At 43.3% G+C, this 17,051-nt stretch carries 18 protein-coding genes; 9 read left to right on the top strand and 9 right to left on the bottom strand.

Features of this window, described 5'->3' with window-relative positions; genetic code table 11:
• The first annotated feature begins 4 nt into the window (after positions 1–4).
• The 8 genes from DBK98_RS06525 (at position 5) to DBK98_RS06490 (ending at position 7,592) form a co-directional block, all read left to right on the top strand.
• On the top strand, positions 5–514 hold the full coding sequence (locus DBK98_RS06525) for an OmpH family outer membrane protein (protein WP_005810775.1): 510 nt from the start codon (positions 5–7) through the stop codon (positions 512–514).
• Positions 515–618: 104 nt separating this feature from the next.
• Positions 619–1,461 carry a glutamate racemase gene (gene murI, locus DBK98_RS06520; RefSeq protein ID WP_005778951.1) on the top strand — a complete coding sequence of 281 codons (843 nt, stop codon included), beginning with the start codon at positions 619–621 and terminating at the stop codon, positions 1,459–1,461.
• Positions 1,462–1,537: 76 nt separating this feature from the next.
• Complete coding sequence (locus tag DBK98_RS06515; RefSeq protein ID WP_005778954.1) at positions 1,538–1,774, top strand: DUF2007-related protein; 237 nt, start codon at positions 1,538–1,540, stop codon at positions 1,772–1,774.
• Positions 1,775–1,963: 189 nt separating this feature from the next.
• Positions 1,964–3,046: a glutamate 5-kinase gene (gene proB, locus DBK98_RS06510; RefSeq protein ID WP_032535393.1), complete on the top strand. Its 1,083-nt coding sequence runs from the start codon at positions 1,964–1,966 to the stop codon at positions 3,044–3,046.
• 11 nt (positions 3,047–3,057) lie between these two features.
• A complete protein-coding gene (locus DBK98_RS06505; RefSeq protein WP_032535392.1) occupies positions 3,058–4,305 on the top strand; it encodes a glutamate-5-semialdehyde dehydrogenase in 1,248 nt (415 codons plus the stop codon).
• Between the two features lie 490 nt (positions 4,306–4,795).
• Positions 4,796–5,818: a L,D-transpeptidase gene (locus tag DBK98_RS06500; protein WP_022011448.1), complete on the top strand. Its 1,023-nt coding sequence runs from the start codon at positions 4,796–4,798 to the stop codon at positions 5,816–5,818.
• 39 nt (positions 5,819–5,857) lie between these two features.
• Positions 5,858–6,586, top strand: a complete 729-nt coding sequence (locus DBK98_RS06495; RefSeq protein ID WP_032535396.1) for a murein L,D-transpeptidase catalytic domain family protein — start codon at positions 5,858–5,860, stop codon at positions 6,584–6,586.
• 52 nt (positions 6,587–6,638) lie between these two features.
• A complete protein-coding gene (locus tag DBK98_RS06490; RefSeq protein WP_032535391.1) occupies positions 6,639–7,592 on the top strand; it encodes an acetylornithine carbamoyltransferase in 954 nt (317 codons plus the stop codon).
• 59 nt (positions 7,593–7,651) lie between these two features.
• Here DBK98_RS06490 and DBK98_RS06485 read toward each other — a convergent pair whose 3' ends face one another.
• Positions 7,652–8,047: a rhodanese-like domain-containing protein gene (locus DBK98_RS06485; RefSeq protein WP_005778968.1), complete on the bottom strand. Its 396-nt coding sequence runs from the start codon at positions 8,045–8,047 to the stop codon at positions 7,652–7,654.
• Positions 8,048–8,547: 500 nt separating this feature from the next.
• On the opposite strand from DBK98_RS06485, the gene DBK98_RS23575 reads away from it, so the two are divergent.
• Complete coding sequence (locus DBK98_RS23575; RefSeq protein ID WP_080594398.1) at positions 8,548–8,763, top strand: transposase; 216 nt, start codon at positions 8,548–8,550, stop codon at positions 8,761–8,763.
• A gap of 126 nt (positions 8,764–8,889) precedes the next feature.
• On the opposite strand, the gene DBK98_RS06475 is transcribed toward DBK98_RS23575, so the two are convergent.
• From DBK98_RS06475 to DBK98_RS06440, 8 genes are all read right to left on the bottom strand, one after another.
• Complete coding sequence (locus DBK98_RS06475) at positions 8,890–9,444, bottom strand: hypothetical protein (RefSeq protein ID WP_005810788.1); 555 nt, start codon at positions 9,442–9,444, stop codon at positions 8,890–8,892.
• A complete protein-coding gene (locus DBK98_RS06470) occupies positions 9,441–10,580 on the bottom strand; it encodes a 6-bladed beta-propeller (RefSeq protein ID WP_005810790.1) in 1,140 nt (379 codons plus the stop codon). The genes DBK98_RS06475 and DBK98_RS06470 overlap by 4 nt, the downstream gene beginning before the upstream one ends.
• Positions 10,581–10,732: 152 nt before the next feature.
• Positions 10,733–11,056, bottom strand: a complete 324-nt coding sequence (locus tag DBK98_RS06465; RefSeq protein WP_005810792.1) for a hypothetical protein — start codon at positions 11,054–11,056, stop codon at positions 10,733–10,735.
• 32 nt (positions 11,057–11,088) lie between these two features.
• The gene (locus DBK98_RS06460) at positions 11,089–12,786 is read right to left on the bottom strand and encodes an IS1182 family transposase (RefSeq protein WP_033572489.1); all 1,698 of its coding nucleotides are present in this window, start codon (positions 12,784–12,786) and stop codon (positions 11,089–11,091) included.
• 277 nt (positions 12,787–13,063) lie between these two features.
• Positions 13,064–13,744 (bottom strand): NigD-like protein, encoded by a 681-nt coding sequence (locus tag DBK98_RS06455; RefSeq protein WP_032535535.1) that lies wholly within the window; start codon positions 13,742–13,744, stop codon positions 13,064–13,066.
• The gene (locus DBK98_RS06450; RefSeq protein ID WP_005778973.1) at positions 13,741–14,889 is read right to left on the bottom strand and encodes a 1-acyl-sn-glycerol-3-phosphate acyltransferase; all 1,149 of its coding nucleotides are present in this window, start codon (positions 14,887–14,889) and stop codon (positions 13,741–13,743) included. Before DBK98_RS06450 ends, DBK98_RS06455 begins: the two co-directional genes overlap by 4 nt.
• A 99-nt stretch (positions 14,890–14,988) precedes the next feature.
• Entirely contained in the window at positions 14,989–15,963 is a 975-nt protein-coding gene (locus DBK98_RS06445) for a D-alanine--D-alanine ligase (RefSeq protein WP_022011444.1), read from the bottom strand.
• Entirely contained in the window at positions 15,960–17,033 is a 1,074-nt protein-coding gene (locus DBK98_RS06440; RefSeq protein WP_005810796.1) for an RluA family pseudouridine synthase, read from the bottom strand. The genes DBK98_RS06445 and DBK98_RS06440 overlap by 4 nt, the downstream gene beginning before the upstream one ends.
• Between the last annotated feature and the right edge of the window lie 18 nt (positions 17,034–17,051).

The raw sequence follows: 17,051 nt of genomic DNA, 5'->3' as shown, positions 1-17,051 counted from the left end.
AACTATGCTTAAAAAAATTGCACTTTTAATGATGCTGGTACTCCCGATGGGCGTATTCGCACAAAATCTTAAATTCGGTCACATCAATGCAATGGAAATTGTTTCGGCTATGCCGGAATACACCAAAGCACAATCTGAATTGCAGGCATTGAACAAACAACTCGGACAGGACCTTCAGAGAACTCAAGAAGAATTCAACAAAAAATATCAGGAGTTCATGCAGCAGAAAGACTCTCTTCCTACTGTGATTGCAGAAAGAAGACAAAAAGAGCTGGAAGACATGATGCAGAGACAAGAACAATTCCAGGCTAAGGCGCAACAGGATATGGAGAAAGCCAATAACGACCTGATGGCTCCGGTATACAAGAAGCTGGACGATGCTATCAAAGCAGTAGGCGCAGCAGAAGGTGTTATCTACATTTTCGACATGGCACGTACTCCGATACCTTACGTTAACGAAAATCAGAGCATCAACCTGACTCCGAAAGTAAAGACCCAATTGGGCATTAAATAAGAGTCGGAAGCTATAAAGTTACGAGCTACAAGCTACAAGTACTATGCGGAAAATACGCTACGACTTGTCACTTGTAGCTCGTAACATTTTAACCCATCTCCGTTATGAAACAATCCCTTTCCCAGAAACCCGGTCCTATCGGAGTATTCGACTCCGGATATGGCGGACTGACCATCCTGAGTAAAATCCGGGAGGCTCTTCCGGATTATGACTATATCTACCTGGGCGACAACGCCCGTACCCCTTACGGTACCCGTTCTTTTGAAATCGTATATGAATTTACCCTGCAGGCGGTTAACAAACTGTTTGAGATGGGTTGCCACTTAGTGATACTTGCCTGCAATACAGCTTCGGCCAAGGCATTAAGAACCATACAAATGAACAACCTTCCGGATATCGATCCCAGCCGAAGAGTCCTGGGAGTCATTCGTCCAACGGTAGAGTGCATCGGCAGCATAACCCAAACCCGCCATGTCGGAGTACTGGCCACAGCCGGCACCATCAAATCGGAATCGTATCCGCTCGAAATACATAAACTCTTTCCGGACATAAAAGTAAGTGGAGAAGCTTGCCCAATGTGGGTACCTCTGGTCGAAAACAACGAAGCCAATGGTGAGGGAACCGACTTTTTCATCCGTAAATACATCCACAACCTGCTTGCCAAAGACGGACAGATAGACACTATCATTTTGGGATGTACCCACTACCCGCTGCTGCTGCCCAAGATACAACAGTTCGTGCCCCAAAGTATGAAAGTGGTTGCACAGGGAGAATATGTAGCCGCCAGCCTGAAAGATTATCTCTACAGGCACCCCGAAATGGACCGGAAATGCACTCGGGGAGGCAGTTGCAGCTTTTGTACCACAGAAGCCGAAGATAAATTTATTGAATCGGCCTCAACATTCCTCAACCAAGACATTACGGTACAACGGATATCTTTGGAATAATCTATATGTAAAACAACATTATCCAGGTTCTTTTTGTTATATTTGTAGGAGATAACCACATAATATCCCTACCATTATGAAAGAAGATAAAGACACCCGCTTAGTAGAAGTCTTCACCGGTTCGCCTTGGGAAGCAGAGTTTACCAAAGGATTACTTGAAAGCAATGGAATAGAATCCATTCTGAAAGACGGAGGCGGCCTTGCGGCTCTGGCACCTTACTACATCGGACAGGAAATAGCCGTCCTCGTCAATGAAGACGATTACGAGCAGGCTATGGAAATAGTGAGAAACCGGGAAAAGGCGAACGAATAAATCACCAAACATTTTTTCTCCTCCCACGCAGACATGTCCGTCAGGCATACCCACGTGGGAGAGGTATGTACTACCGGCACCTAATCCCTCTCTTTAGGCAGCCGGATGATAAGACCTTTCATTTAATGTACCCCTTAGGTTACATTTCGACAAAAATCCATATATTTGTGCTTTCAAATCGTTAGCATAATGAAAAAGGAGTTTACACGAATAGCTGTAAAGGTGGGAAGTAACGTACTTACCCGGCAAGACGGAACGCTGGATGTCACCCGGATGTCTGCCCTAACCGACCAGATAGCTGCCCTGCATAAAGCCGGAATGGAAATCATTCTTATCTCTTCGGGGGCTGTCGCCTCAGGACGAAGTGAAATACGCACCCTCAGGAAACTCGACAGCGTTGACCAACGCCAGTTATTTTCTGCTGTAGGACAAGCCAAACTCATCAACCGATATTACGAATTGTTCCGTGATCACGGCATCGCCGTAGGCCAGGTACTCACCACCAAAGAGAATTTCGGTACCCGCCGGCATTACCTCAACCAGAAAAATTGCATGACGGTAATGCTCGAGAACGGAGTCATCCCCATTGTCAACGAAAACGATACCATCTCCGTCACCGAACTGATGTTCACGGACAACGACGAATTATCGGGACTCATCGCCTCAATGATGGATGCGCAGGCTCTTATCATCCTAAGCAATATTGACGGCATATACAACGGTTCTCCTGCCGATCCGGCTTCATCCGTGATACGGGAAATTGGGCAAGGGAAAGACCTGACAAACTATATCCAGACCAGCAAATCGAGTTTTGGGAGGGGTGGTATGCTGACTAAAACCAACATTGCCCGCAAAGTGGCAGACGAAGGTATTACCGTAATCATTGCCAACGGCAAACGTGACAATATACTCATCAACCTGACGGAACATCCGGAAGAAACCATTTGCACCCGTTTCATCCCCGCCCCACAGTCGGTGTCGAGTATCAAGAAATGGATAGCCCACAGCGAAGGTTTCGCCAAAGGAGAGATACACATCAATGAACAAGCCTCCGAAGTTTTGAACTCGGACAAGGCAGTCAGCATCCTTCCCATCGGAATCACCCGCATCGAAGGGGAGTTTGAGAAAGATGACATCGTGCGGATCATCGATAACCGGGGCGTTCCCATAGGTGTGGGCAAAGCCAACTGTGACTCGACACAAGCACGGGACGCCATCGGAAAGCATGGAAAAAAAGCAGTGGTCCATTATGACTATCTGTACATCGAATAAACGAATTGCGTATGAACCTGAATGATACATTTGCTGCCGTACAAGCAGCCAGCCGTCGTTTGGCATTATTGCCCGACGAACAAATAAACCGGATATTGAACGCCGTAGCGGATGCTGCTTTGGCACAAACGCCGTATATCCTTTCCGAAAACCGGAAAGACCTGGATCGGATGTCACCCGACAATCCGAAATACGACCGGCTGAAACTGACCGAAGAACGGTTGAAAGGAATTTCCTCCGACATACGGAACGTAGCGACACTCCCCTCACCGCTGGGCAGGGTCCTGAAAGAAAGCATCCGGCCCAACGGAATGAAGCTGACAAAAGTAAGTGTGCCCTTCGGAGTTATCGGTATCATCTACGAAGCACGTCCTAACGTCAGTTTCGATGTCTTTTCGCTTTGCCTGAAAAGTGGTAACGCCTGTATTTTAAAAGGCGGTAGCGATGCCGACTTTTCGAATCGCGCCATCGTAGAAGTGATACATAATGTGCTCCGGCTGTTTGATGCAGACACCCACACCGTCGAGTTGCTGCCGGCTGACCGCGAAGCGACCAACGAACTTTTGCATGCCGCCGGATATGTAGATCTGCTTATTCCCCGCGGTAGCAGCAGCCTGATCAACTTCGTGCGGCAGAATGCCACCATACCGGTGATAGAAACAGGTGCAGGCATCTGCCATACATATTTTGACGAATACGGAGACACTACTAAGGGAGCAGCCATCATTCACAACGCCAAAACACGCCGTGTCAGCGTCTGCAACGCACTCGATTGTGTGATCATTCATAAGAGCAGATTGTCCGACCTGCCTGCGCTATGCGAGAAGCTCAAAGCAAGCAATGTGATTATCTACGCTGATCCGTTGGCTTATCAGGCACTTGAAGGACATTATCCTGCCAAAGGATTGAAACCGGCTACACCCGAAAGTTTCGGAACAGAGTTCCTGGACTATAAAATGGCGATCAAGACAGTCTGTAGTTTTGAAGACGCACTCGGACATATTCAAGAGTACACTTCCCGCCACAGCGAGAGCATCGTCACTGAAAGTCGGGAACGCGCCGCCCTTTTCACCCGGATGGTAGATGCAGCATGTGTATATACCAATGTATCTACGGCGTTTACCGACGGAGCACAATTTGGGTTGGGAGCAGAGATCGGCATCAGTACACAGAAGTTGCACGCCCGTGGCCCGATGGGACTGGAAGAGATCACTTCCTATAAATGGATCATCGAAGGTGACGGACAAACGCGCCGATGATCTTTATTCAGGCGAAATCCGCAAAATAATCGGTTCAAAACTTGACTTTGCCCCCGGATTATGCTATCTTTGTAAATACAATCATACATTACATTCTATTTAGAATGCGATAAAAGGGAGAGGCCGCTGCCTCCCCCTTTCTTTTTTTCAAAGGCTGCATTTCCGAAAGACAGAGCCGGTGTTTCCCCTCAACAGAGCCGGTATTCCGTGCCGGAAGAGCCGGTGTTCCGGCCCAAAGACGGTTGCTTCCGGAGACGGAGACGGCATCTTCACCTTATTATCGCGGTTACATCCGGCATAACTCCTCCGCGCAAAATCCGAAAAGTATAAATAGTTTAATCCGGCAAGACCTCACGTTAAAGAAGTGTAAACTTGCTCTTGACAAAACAAAGGGCAAATATGCAAATTATTAATAATACGAAAACAAAACGCTTTGCTATTCCTTATAAAAAATATTATATTTGTAAATAAACCCTTAACCCATCCCATTATGAAGCAAACAGCCCATATATACTTGTTCTCCCTCCTCTTCCTTTTCTGCGCATGCAACAGAGAAAACAAAACAAATCCGCTACAGCCCGAAACGGTTACTGTAGCAGATTCACTGGAACAAACACCTCCCGAAGAGAAGCCCAAGGCTATCTCGGCAGAGCAGATAGAGATTGTGAAAGACCTGCTCTACGACAAATATACCCTTGAAGATACTTACCCGTACAAAGATACCACCCGCAGTTTCCAGTGGGATAAGATCAAAGAACGTCTGGCTCTGCTCGAGAATATCCAGCAAGAGCCCTCTCGATGGGGTATCCTGCAAAACTATAAGAATCGGAACGGTGAAGCCCCATTGGTGCGCCACTACAAACGGAATGCTTACAAACGCATTGCCGACACCCTGGGCATAGAGCGTTACCAGTCCGTTCCGCTCTATCTGCTCACCGATACACTGGTACCCGAACGTTATGGAGAAGACGGTTCGCTGGTACGTTTTCTGGCAGACGGAGAAAAGTTCGTCAAGGTATCTCCCATCTACATAGGCGAAGAGTGGTATGTACCCAAGAAATACGTCAAAGTACTCCCGGATACGACCCGTTTCACCAAAGCAATCATGATAGACCGGAGAGACCAGAACATAGCAACACTGGAACAAACCGGCGAGGCCCGATGGGCTGTACGCAGCATGAACCCCGCCACCACCGGACGACACCGCCCGCCGTATGCACAGGAAACCCCGTTAGGCATCTTCGTATTGCAGGAGAAAAAGGCACGTATGATATTCCTCAAAGACGGTTCTACCGCTACCGGAGGCTTTGCACCTTACGCAAGCCGGTTCTCGGACGGAGGATACATTCACGGAGTCCCGGTAAACGAGCCACGCAAAGCACTCATCGAGTACAGTCCGTCACTGGGCACCACCCCCCGTTCGCACATGTGTGTACGGAATGCCACCTCACATTCGAAGTTTATTTTCGATTGGGCACCTGTAAATGAGACAATTATTTTTGTTTTGGAATAGAAATCCGTATCTTTGCGCCGTTATTTTTCTCTGTTTCCTATGCAAAAAGTATTTCTATTTCTCCTGTTGTTTCTTCTTCCTTTGGCAGAAACACCCAGCCGTGTACCGGTCAGTGAACCTGTATCCGTTGCCTCCACTCCCGAAACGGACGAAGTGGATCAACTGTTCGACGATATGCACCTGGATGGTATCGTAAGCTATACAGCCTTCCGTCAGGCAGTCACCGGCTACCGGAAAATCGAGCAGAAAAGCAAGTCTATCATGACGCTGATAGACTTTTCTAAACCATCTACCCAGAAGCGCCTCTATGTGCTCGATATGAAGAATAAGAAATTGCTTTATACCTCTGTCGTATCACATGGCAGAAACAGCGGAGAGAACTATGCAACTTCTTTCTCCAATAAAAACGGTTCATACAAAAGTTCACTTGGCTTTTACCTGACAGAAAATACATATCAGGGGCGCAACGGCTACTCTCTGGTACTGAACGGACTGGAAAAAGGAATTAATGACCAAGCCAAACAACGTGCCATCGTGATGCACGGCGCCGCTTATGCCAACCCTAACATAGCCGCTTCTGCCGGCCGCCTGGGACGAAGCCTGGGTTGTCCTGCCCTGCCGCAGGCACTTGCCAAACCGATAATCGACACGATTAAAAAGGGCAGTGTGCTCTTTATCTATGCTAACAATAAGGATTATCTGGCCAACAGCACTTTCCTGTCCCCACGGCAAACGGAGTATCTTTCATGGGCACAGTCTGCCAATTGAAAATTTTATCATACCTTTGCGGAAAGGTATATTCATTCTAACAAAGACAATTATGAAGAAATTTACTTGCGTACAAGACATCGGCGACCTGAAATCAGCCCTGGCCGAATCATTCGAGATCAAGAAAGACCGGTTTAAATATGTAGAACTGGGACGTAATAAAACCCTGTTGATGATCTTCTTTAACTCCAGCCTCCGCACCCGCCTCAGCACTCAGAAAGCTGCGCTTAACCTGGGTATGAACGTAATTGTGCTGGACATCAACCAGGGAGCCTGGAAGCTGGAAACGGAACGTGGCGTCATCATGGACGGTGACAAACCAGAGCATCTGTTGGAAGCCATTCCGGTCATGGGATGTTATTGCGACATTATCGGTGTACGTTCGTTTGCCCGCTTCGAGAACCGCGAGTACGACTATAACGAAGTAATCATCAATCAGTTTATACAACATTCCGGACGCCCGGTATTCTCCATGGAAGCGGCCACCCGCCATCCGTTGCAGAGCTTTGCCGATCTTATCACCATCGAAGAATATAAAAAGACTGCCTGTCCGAAAGTAGTAATGACCTGGGCACCGCATCCGCGTCCATTGCCACAGGCAGTCCCCAACTCGTTTGCCGAATGGATGAATGCCACTGACTATGAATTTGTCATCACCCACCCTGAAGGTTATGAACTCGACCCGAAGTTTGTAGGAAACGCACGGGTAGAATATGACCAGATGAAAGCATTCGAAGGAGCCGACTTTATATATGCCAAGAACTGGGCAGCCTACACAGGTGACAACTACGGACAGATTTTGAGTACAGACCGCAACTGGACCGTAGGCGAACGCCAAATGGCCGTAACCAACAACGCCTACTTCATGCATTGCCTTCCGGTAAGACGGAACATGATTGTGACGGACGATGTTATCGAGAGCCCCCAATCCATTGTAATCCCGGAAGCTGCAAACCGCGAAATATCAGCAACAGTAGTATTGAAAAGACTGTTGGAAAATCTATAATAACAATGAACGATCAACGATGAACAGGGTTGCACATGATTGCTGTTCATCGTTGATCGTTATTTCTCTACTTTCTCTCCCGCTTCCTGCCAGGCATTAAATCCCTTATCCAGTTCGTAAACTTTATAACCTTTCTCACTGAGGATGGCAGCCGCTTTCTTGCTGCGCTTACCACTACGGCAATACAAAGCTACCGGCTTATCTTTCTGAAGCGTAGAGTCTGCCATAGCGGCAAACGAATCATCAAGCACATTGATATTGATAGTCCCCGGGATATGGCCTTCAGAGTACTCGGCCATTGTACGGACATCCAACCGCTGTACGCTCTCGTCCTGAATCAGTGAAGCAAACTCCTTTACCGGCACTGTCTTGAAATCCCCTTTCGACTGCTGGCAAGAAAAGAGAGATGACAATAAAAACCATATTCCCATAAGCATTGAATTCATTTTCGACATATAATTTAGTAATTGTTTGATTCTATAACGACGTGAGTTCAACAGGATTTAATCGTTTGATTATTTGATAAATAACAATAATACCCGCAAAGTTATAATGCTTAATTATAACATTTTCAAGTCTCTTATCGCTATGTTTGCTGAAAACAAAGTTATTGAAATATTCTGTTTAACAAATGATTTCTGTTAGTTTTTTGATACCCTGTTGAAAAATATAACATAAATTCTGAAACACTTCTCAAAAGCAGAAATATCACCAAAATCTAAGAATGCCGTAGGTGATTCAATTCTCATTATGTTTCATACCTTAGATTACAGACGTTTGGAACATTATTATCAGCAATATGTATACACACATTTGACTCACCTGTTTCTCCATCTGATTTCCTATGATCATTATCGAAAACAAAGGACATATAATCAAAAACTCCTCAAAAAGTTGTTTATTAACTGAATACAATTGATTACCCTACTCAACAGCAACACACCGGAGAACACCTATGAGCATTCACGACAGAATATTGCTCAAGAAAAAATCTATCACCGAAACTATCAATGATGAACTAAAGAACATCGTCCAAATAGGGCATTCCAAACATAAGCTTTTCAAATCTTGTTGTAAATCTACTGAGCAGCATTGCTGCATATTGTTTCTTTCCCCAAAGTTGATTGTCAACATCGAAAGAGATGTCAATAATTCGATTACCATATTTTAACAACACCCATTGTGTTTACATCAAGTTATCCCATAATAATCAAGAAGTTAGGAAACAATATTTAATTAAAGCCCAATATATTATATTACAATTTTACAACTCAGAAATTATTCCTCAAACAAGTTCCTAGAAATATCGTTTTTTCATTGTTTTCAGATAAATATCTGTATAATTAGGGAATTTGTTTTCAGGTATAAAAAGATGTTGGACCTTTCCATTTATCAGCAAAAAATAACATACATACATGGAGCCTTCTATTTTTAATCCACTTTTTTTCTTACCAAGATTTATTGTCCCTTCCTCACTAAATTTCATTTTAGGATTAAAATCAGAAGTTAAAAACCATACACATTGCCCCATATCAGTAGGCTCAAAGGACTCTTTTATCTTATTTAAAGCATACTCAACACAAATGCCACATGATTGAGCAGAATAATAGCAGACAAATACTGTATCTAAATGAATCCAAGGCAAATCTAACTCTAAACCATTATTCATACTGGCCTCATAAATATTATCCTCAATATACATTCTCTCTATTCCAAAGTCAGGATTATCTTCTTCTTTTGGTTTCTGAGTAATATTTGCGCACATAAATAATATTATAACTGTTATTATTAAAATCGAAAAAGCCATCAAAAGGCCAGAAAACAAAATCACTTTTATTCTCATTTCTGTCATTTAAATGTATATTTAATTATTATTGGATTATCGTCAAAAGTTACAGTTTCAAATTTCAATCGGTCTCTACTATTAAGTACATCTGGATTCAATGCAAAATTTAGTTCCCGAGGGCTTACATAAAAGTAGAGATAATTATTATCCATTAAAAACGGGAAACAGTCACACCCCTCCTTCAAAGAATTAAATGTGAGACAGGTCCCTTCTTTTTTATTTAATATCAAATGGTAATATCTCTTCTTCAGTCTAAAACGAGTTATATAATAATCAGAATTCTCACCATAAGCTAAAAAACATGTTGCATAATGGCTACTTACGTTACGACTATGATTAACATAAAATTCGATCGACTCCTCTTTAAGAGTCGAAATATCAAAATTATATTCCATAAAATTCCATTGAAATCTAGGTTTCAGAGTTCCATCTTCACAAATGGTAAATACATCGCCATTATAAGCTTGCACAAAGCAAACAGTATCATTATGCATATAAAATGGACTATAAGAATGATGATAAGGGGTATTAGTAAAAATAAAACTTGGTACATCATAATTCTCAGAAGTTATTTTTTTCTCTTTTATATCATAAAGCATAATCTTATTACCTTCTTTTGTGTTACTAAAGAAAACATATTTGTCGGGAGATAAATTTGCAAAATAGTTAATAGAATGTACTGTTTTGGGTAAATTTACACGCTGCTTAAAAAATTCCCCAGAATGATCATAAATATTAATATATCCCATAGCAGACATTAATTCCAAATTTTGGTTATAAGGATTAAAACTGAAATCATATAATAAAGTATACTCTTCTGGAGCAGAGCCTAATTTATTAATCTTATCTAAATATTTGCCACAAGAGTCAAATTTAAAGATTGTATTTTGAGTGTAATCTAAAACATAATAATTTCCATCATTCACTAAAATTTTTCTTAGAGGATAGCCTAATGCAGACTCCTCAGTCATCTCTAAAGGAATTATTTCCACCTTAGAAAAAATATCATAGATAGAAACTACATTATTTTTATCTATATTTACTGTCTTTATGCCCTTTACATCTCTTGGAGTGATTGTAGACGAACGCCTACATGCTGCAAGTCCCATTGCTATAATAATAAAAACAAGTATATTTTTCATAATTTAAGCCTCAGAGAAATAAATATTAAAACAATTTGAGTAAAAAGCTATAATACATTAGCACATTGTATATTAACACTTTTTACTCAAATTCATAGTTTCTGCTCTCAAAAGTTATACATAACCCTCAAAATCATTTTATATCGATACGTTTAGATCCCCCCTATTATTGTACAAAAATTCACCAAGTTAACATACCAAGAACTACAATAGTCGCTTTGATATCCAGTAAAAGTACAAAAGAAGTAACAAGTACCATATAATCCCTCTTGATATCCCATTTTGAAACAAGTACCAGAACTACCTCCACTACAAGTTACTTCAACAGGGCCAATAACCTCAGCATAAGATAGCTGTTCCACGCCAACCAAAGAAAACAAATCGGAATTCACATTCTGAGTTCTTGATATAGAGACTCCCAATGTGATAACCATAATAAATAACAAAACACTCCCCAATAAAATGTTCTTTTTCATAAGCTTCTTTTTTAAGATTAATCAAATATCGTTTAATGGTCACAATATACACATAAATAAAGAGGGTGTCCGAAAAGGGTACCCTCTAACTTTTTTCTTTTTTTGTGATTTATCCAACAACTTATAAAAATGCCCCTCATGAAACTCAATTTTCTCCCTTTATCAGTCTTATAATCCTTTCCATCCCTCCCTTTCTTAGCCTTTTTCTGCTTGCAGATCATTTTTCCGATGTTAAATGCAATAGCCAATATTCCAAAGTCCATGACAATCTTCTCCAAGCCTTTATGCCTGAACCTCTTGTACTCTTTATTCCATTTTATTTGCCCGAAGACCGCTTCCACCTCCACCGGTCTTTTGCTCCTATGTTCAAGCCCTTTTGATGAAGTGAGTTTCTCACGTGCCAGTTGCTTGTACCGCCTTAATTTATGATTCACCTTGATCTCCCTGTTTCCTCTCCCTTTGTGACATTTATTTTGTAGGGGACATCCCTGACAGTTCTTAGCACGGTAAACACTTATTTCACTTTCATATCCATTATCATTGACAGCCTTTATCGTGTAGGCAAATTTCATATACTGTCCCATCGGACATACAAAGTAATCTTCCGGTTCGTTATAATACAAATTATCTTGTTTGGAGATGTCACATTTCCATTTTTTTGTTTGTTCCATATGAAAATAATTATATTTCACATAAGCGCTTATACCGAAGCGTTCCATAAACTCATAATTTTCCTCACTTCCATATCCGGCATCCGCACAAACCTCTTTCATGAACCGGCAGTATCTCATCCGGCCATACAATAGAAATGAAATCAACGTCAACGTATCACCCGGATTGTGATAGAAAGCATAGTTTGTTATGAACTGGTTTTCCGTGGATATCTGTAGATTATATCCCGGTTTAAGCTGACCGTTCCTCATGTGGTCTTCTTTCATGCGCATAAAAGTCGCATCAGGATCTGTTTTGGAATAGCTGTTTCTTTCCCCCATTATTTCCAAGTGTTTCTCATATTCCTGCAGCTTAGGTAAGTACTCCTCATTAAGCTTTTTAATCTGACGAAGTTCACGTTTATTGCGGTTCTCCAGATTAATGGCATCTATTTTTTCTTTCAGAGCATGGCTGTCAATAGGAAGAGTTGATTCTCCAGGAGCGGTGTTGTCACCGAGAATACCCTCATCAATTTGAGAAAGTATACATTGAATCTTATTTTCCAGACGATCCTTATACTTTTCCACACTTTTGCGCCAGACGAAAGTATAACGGTTGGCTGCCGACTCCATCTTGGTCCCGTCGATATATTGTTTTTCCAGGCTGATATATCCCAACTCAACAAGCATGAGCACAATCTGAGTGAACAAACTGTGGATACAACTCTTCAAACGCTTGCTGCGGAAATCATTGATGGTACGGAAGTCGGGAGTGGACTTGCCCGAAAGCCACATGTAAAGGATGTTCTCCTGAAGTAGACGTGCTATCTTACGACAAGAGTACACATTGTTCAGGTAGGCGAAGAACAACACTTTCAAAAGCATGCGGGGATAATAAGCAGGACAACCACCACCCTTATAAGTAGATAACAACGGACTGATGTCAAGCTTATCAACAATCTGGTTGACAAGCCGGACCGGAGCATCCGAAGAAATATTTTCATCAAGACGGCAAGGAAATAAGGAATCCATACCTTGAGAATACTCCTTAAATTGTATATTTGCACTATCGATTAACATGCTCTAAGATAAACATTTTAGAGCAAATTAAAAAGTCCGAGCTTGGGAAAGTTCGGACTTTTACATAAAAAAAGAGGGTACCCTTTTCGGACACCCTCTTTTAATAAATTCTCAAGACATGGTGAAATGAGAACACAAAATAAGAATAATATCTAAAGTCGTTTAATAACAAAAACGCTTTCCAATATCACTTAAATATACTCCACCCAATACAATCATACACATCTCTACAGAATTAAATAATAAATTCAAAACACAACTTTTTAGTAATTAATGATTAGTGACTGGGTACGTACTCAAACTGATAGGTCTTCACCTTCCCGTCATACGTATGCAAGCTGAAATAAATCATTGCCGGTTCGGCAGCACTTGCCGCATACCGGCCCAACGACACCGAGACATAAGCCCGTTTGGTATAGGCTTCCATATCTCCTCCATTATCATGATAGAGCATCAAACGGACAGTTAACCGCCCTGTTACGGCATCCCTCACAACGGACTCTTCAATGAAATGGAACCTGTGTTTCTCACTTTGTGCTTTGATGGAGAGGGTCATATTCAGAAAATCACGCCCCATCCAGATACTCAGCACATCAACCGGGTCCAGTTTCAAACCATTTCCGAACTCCGCAGCGGGTACCGGGGCAGGAGATACAGTATTGGCCAATGCATAAATCCGCACCTCCTTCTGCCCACCGGCGGACGAGATTACTTCATAATTACTCACCACGCGGCTACTTCCATTCGGGAATAATTCCGTCCGGGTGCGGTCTTCTGCCACCACCAGACGCTCTCCCTTATCCGTTACCAATGTTTGCAAAGTACCGTCTGCTCCCGCCTCAGCGGTCAGAAACTCCAGTTTCACAGGAGGGTAAGAGGCTCCCTCTTCTTCATTACAGGAGATCAGGAAAGCAGAGAGCAATACAAGTCGGGCGATATGCAGCACCCATATTCTCATTGACGTGCAGCTAAGTAATTCACAAGCGGATTAGCATACATCAGCAACAACTTTTCACGCAAGAATGGAATATCCTTATCGGGTATCTCAATCTTTCCAAGCTGTTTCTCCATATAGGCTTCGAAACGTTGTTTGTCGGCCAATGTATAATGGGACTCAAAATCATTTTTGCCGGTCAGCAAGTCATGAGCCACATAATTGCCCGGGTAGAGTCGATAATTGCCATGAATGCGTTCGTCGATCCATGTAGAGATGCGTGTAAACAACTCAGGCTTAGGCAAAGAACGATCCACTGTCGAAAGCAAATCATTGAGGCAGGCCCCGGTCTGGAAGTGTACCTTACCTTTATAACCAAACAGACCGGTCTGCATATTTTTCAGATCGTCTTCCATGGTCTTCTTATACCCCTCTATATCACGTTTCAACTGGAACTCCTGTGCTTTCAGGTAATCGCAAGGATCATATTCGTAAGAAATAGCAAGAGGAGCAATATTCATCTCCATCAGACGATCCACTACATCACCCTCTCCACCCATCGCAAGCATCTTGAGCACACTGTCCTGGGTGCGGTCATTGGAGTCCTTGGCACGTCCTTCACGCTGTGCAATCCAGATGGACTGGTTCTTTTGACCAATCGTATAGTGCATATAACGGGACATACGTGCCGATGATTCAAGCATTTGCCGCATAGTCAGTGCGCGCTGTACGATAAATGATTTATTGACCCGGACAAACTTTTTGATCCACGGATAAATCAGCAGGTTATCACCAATGGCAATTTCCACCGTATCCATCCCCTGGTCGACTAACAGTACCGACAAGAAGCCGGAATCGAGGATTATATCCCGGTGATTCGAAATGTATGTGTATGCCTTACTCTTGTCCGGAATAGCCGTATGATCTAATGAGATACCATCAGTACACTCCCCCGCCAGTTTCCACAGCAGACCGTAACAGAAGGTCTTCTGAAATTCCAGTTTCGTTTTGCAGGCACGCATCTTTTGTGCCAACATCTCAAAGGGAACATCCGGTATCACCCCGGCAACCACTTTCTGAAAAGCCGGATCGGCAATCAGTTCTTCGAAAACTCCGGGGAGCTCTTCGTCGTTGTAAGGACGGATTTCATCAAACTCGGTTGTATTCATAGCTTTCATTCTTTGTATAAGCTACGAGAGCCACGCTATCTTATACCACACCAAACTTGCGGTTTGTGCAGCCTGTAGCCCATTGCTCACAGCTTACAGTTAAAATTTATTCTCAATAATATCAGTCATTACATCTTTTATATCCATTCCGGCAGCACGCACCTGTTGGGGAATGAAGCTGGTAGCGGTCATACCCGGTGTGGTATTCACCTCCAGAAGATTAATCTTTTCACCTTCCGTAATGATATAGTCTACGCGGATAATGCCCGAACATCCCAATATATCATAGATAGCCGAAGTCAATGCCTGTACCCGTTCGGTCAGTTCTTCCGATACACGTGCCGGAGTGATTTCGTCTACTTGTCCGTTGTACTTCGCATCGTAATCGAAAAACTCATTATGCGTCACTACCTCAGTCAACGGGAAAACGACCGATTTTTCTTTCGTCTTATAACAACCGCAAGTCAATTCTGTTCCGGCCATAAAAGCTTCTATCATTACCTCTTCCGCTTCGCCGAAAGCTTTAGCGATAGCCGGCTGAATTTGTTCGCGCGTTTTTACCTTTGTCACTCCAAAACTGGACCCTCCTAAATTGGGTTTGATGAAGCAAGGCAGACCGATCTTCTCTATCACATCCTCATCGGAAACAGTCTGTCCCTGACGCAACAACAATGATTCGGAGATACGTACGCCAAATGCCTTGAGATACTGGTTGCAGACAAACTTATCGTAAGTGATGGCAGCAGCCAATACACCACAACACGAATACGGAATGCGCATCATGTCGAAATACCCCTGCAAACGTCCGTCTTCACCCGGCGTCCCATGAATGGTGATATAGGCAAAGTCGAATACAACCTTCTCCGCCCCATTCATAAAACTAAAGTCGTTTCTGTCTACCGGCGTTTTACTTCCGTCCGGCAACTGCACTTCCCAGCGACGGCCTTCCATTTCTACGATGTACAAATTATACTTCTCCTTATCAATGAAGGAGTAAATGCCCTGTGCACTACGCAGGGAAACTACGATTTCGGAGGTATCGCCTCCTGCCACGATGGCAATGTTGCGTTTCATTCTAAATCTCTGTTGCTAATATAGCCTCGCCACTTCTCTATCAACCGGGTCATATCATCCGGCAACTCCGAAGTGAAATGCATCTCTTCACCAGTGACGGGATGCACAAACCCCAGCGTCATGGCGTGCAAGGCCTGCCGCGGACAAGTGTCGAAGCAATTGTTTACAAATTGTTTGTATTTACTAAAGTGAGTTCCCTTCAGGATTTCGTGACCTCCATACCGTTCGTCATTAAAGAGTACGTGACCGATATGCTTCATGTGTACGCGTATCTGGTGCGTACGCCCTGTTTCAAGAATACATTCCACCAGAGTGACATATCCCAGACGCTCAAGTACCCGGTAATGGGTGACAGCATGTTTTCCTTGAGCCGGGTCGGGCATAACGGCCATTTGCATCCGGTCTTTCGGATTACGGGCGATACTCCCCACGATGGTACCTTCGTCCTGATCGACAATTCCCCATACGAGTGCACGGTATCTGCGTTTGGTAGTCTTGTTGAAAAACTGAATGCCCAAATTGGTTTTGGCATCCGGAGTTTTAGCAATGACCAGTAACCCCGAAGTATCTTTATCGATGCGATGTACCAATCCCACATGAGGGTCGTTAGCATCATAGTCCGGATTATCTTTCAGATGCCAGGCGATGGCATTGACCAATGTACCATGATAGTTTCCGTGTCCGGGGTGCACAACCAGCCCGGCAGGCTTGTTCACCACCATCAGGTATTTGTCTTCGTAGACAATATTCAAGGGAATGTCTTCAGGAATAATCTCATTATCGTAGCGGGGACGATCCATCATCACCGTAATCACATCCAGCGGTTTCACCTTATAGCTACTCTTCACGGGCTTGCCGTTAGCCATGACAAAACCGTCTTCAGCAGCCTTCTGTATGCGATTGCGCGAAGCATTGACGATGCGTTCAAACAAATATTTATCTACCCGGACCATCGCCTGCCCTTTGTCCACTACCACACGGAAATGCTCGTAGAGCTGGTTCTCGTCACCTACAGGTTCTATATCATCCAATTCGTCCTGTTCAAGTTCGTCAGGCAATTCTTCTATCATGCGTTTTTTCTACGTATA

It is taken from the genome of Bacteroides sp. PHL 2737, assembly GCF_004115325.2.
Classification (GTDB): Bacteria; Bacteroidota; Bacteroidia; order Bacteroidales; family Bacteroidaceae; genus Bacteroides; species Bacteroides hominis.
Note: the sequence above shows the minus strand (reverse complement) of the source record. Positions and strands in the feature narration are given on the sequence as shown.

Bases quoted from the DNA above. Each gene is read 5' to 3' on its own strand.
- murI (WP_005778951.1), top strand. From the start codon at position 619: ATGAAACAATCCCTTTCCCAGAAACCCGGTCCTATCGGAGTATTCGAC.
- DBK98_RS06485 (WP_005778968.1), bottom strand. From the start codon at position 8,047: ATGTCGAAAATGAATTCAATGCTTATGGGAATATGGTTTTTATTGTCA.
- DBK98_RS06440 (WP_005810796.1), bottom strand. From the start codon at position 17,033: ATGATAGAAGAATTGCCTGACGAACTTGAACAGGACGAATTGGATGAT.
- DBK98_RS06500 (WP_022011448.1), top strand. From the start codon at position 4,796: ATGAAGCAAACAGCCCATATATACTTGTTCTCCCTCCTCTTCCTTTTC.
- DBK98_RS06455 (WP_032535535.1), bottom strand. From the start codon at position 13,744: ATGAGAATATGGGTGCTGCATATCGCCCGACTTGTATTGCTCTCTGCT.
- DBK98_RS06495 (WP_032535396.1), top strand. From the start codon at position 5,858: ATGCAAAAAGTATTTCTATTTCTCCTGTTGTTTCTTCTTCCTTTGGCA.
- DBK98_RS06515 (WP_005778954.1), top strand. From the start codon at position 1,538: ATGAAAGAAGATAAAGACACCCGCTTAGTAGAAGTCTTCACCGGTTCG.
- DBK98_RS06525 (WP_005810775.1), top strand. From the start codon at position 5: ATGCTTAAAAAAATTGCACTTTTAATGATGCTGGTACTCCCGATGGGC.
- DBK98_RS06470 (WP_005810790.1), bottom strand. From the start codon at position 10,580: ATGAAAAATATACTTGTTTTTATTATTATAGCAATGGGACTTGCAGCA.
- DBK98_RS06505 (WP_032535392.1), top strand. From the start codon at position 3,058: ATGAACCTGAATGATACATTTGCTGCCGTACAAGCAGCCAGCCGTCGT.
- DBK98_RS23575 (WP_080594398.1), top strand. From the start codon at position 8,548: ATGAGCATTCACGACAGAATATTGCTCAAGAAAAAATCTATCACCGAA.
- proB (WP_032535393.1), top strand. From the start codon at position 1,964: ATGAAAAAGGAGTTTACACGAATAGCTGTAAAGGTGGGAAGTAACGTA.
- DBK98_RS06465 (WP_005810792.1), bottom strand. From the start codon at position 11,056: ATGAAAAAGAACATTTTATTGGGGAGTGTTTTGTTATTTATTATGGTT.
- DBK98_RS06475 (WP_005810788.1), bottom strand. From the start codon at position 9,444: ATGACAGAAATGAGAATAAAAGTGATTTTGTTTTCTGGCCTTTTGATG.
- DBK98_RS06450 (WP_005778973.1), bottom strand. From the start codon at position 14,889: ATGAATACAACCGAGTTTGATGAAATCCGTCCTTACAACGACGAAGAG.
- DBK98_RS06490 (WP_032535391.1), top strand. From the start codon at position 6,639: ATGAAGAAATTTACTTGCGTACAAGACATCGGCGACCTGAAATCAGCC.
- DBK98_RS06460 (WP_033572489.1), bottom strand. From the start codon at position 12,786: ATGTTAATCGATAGTGCAAATATACAATTTAAGGAGTATTCTCAAGGT.
- DBK98_RS06445 (WP_022011444.1), bottom strand. From the start codon at position 15,963: ATGAAACGCAACATTGCCATCGTGGCAGGAGGCGATACCTCCGAAATC.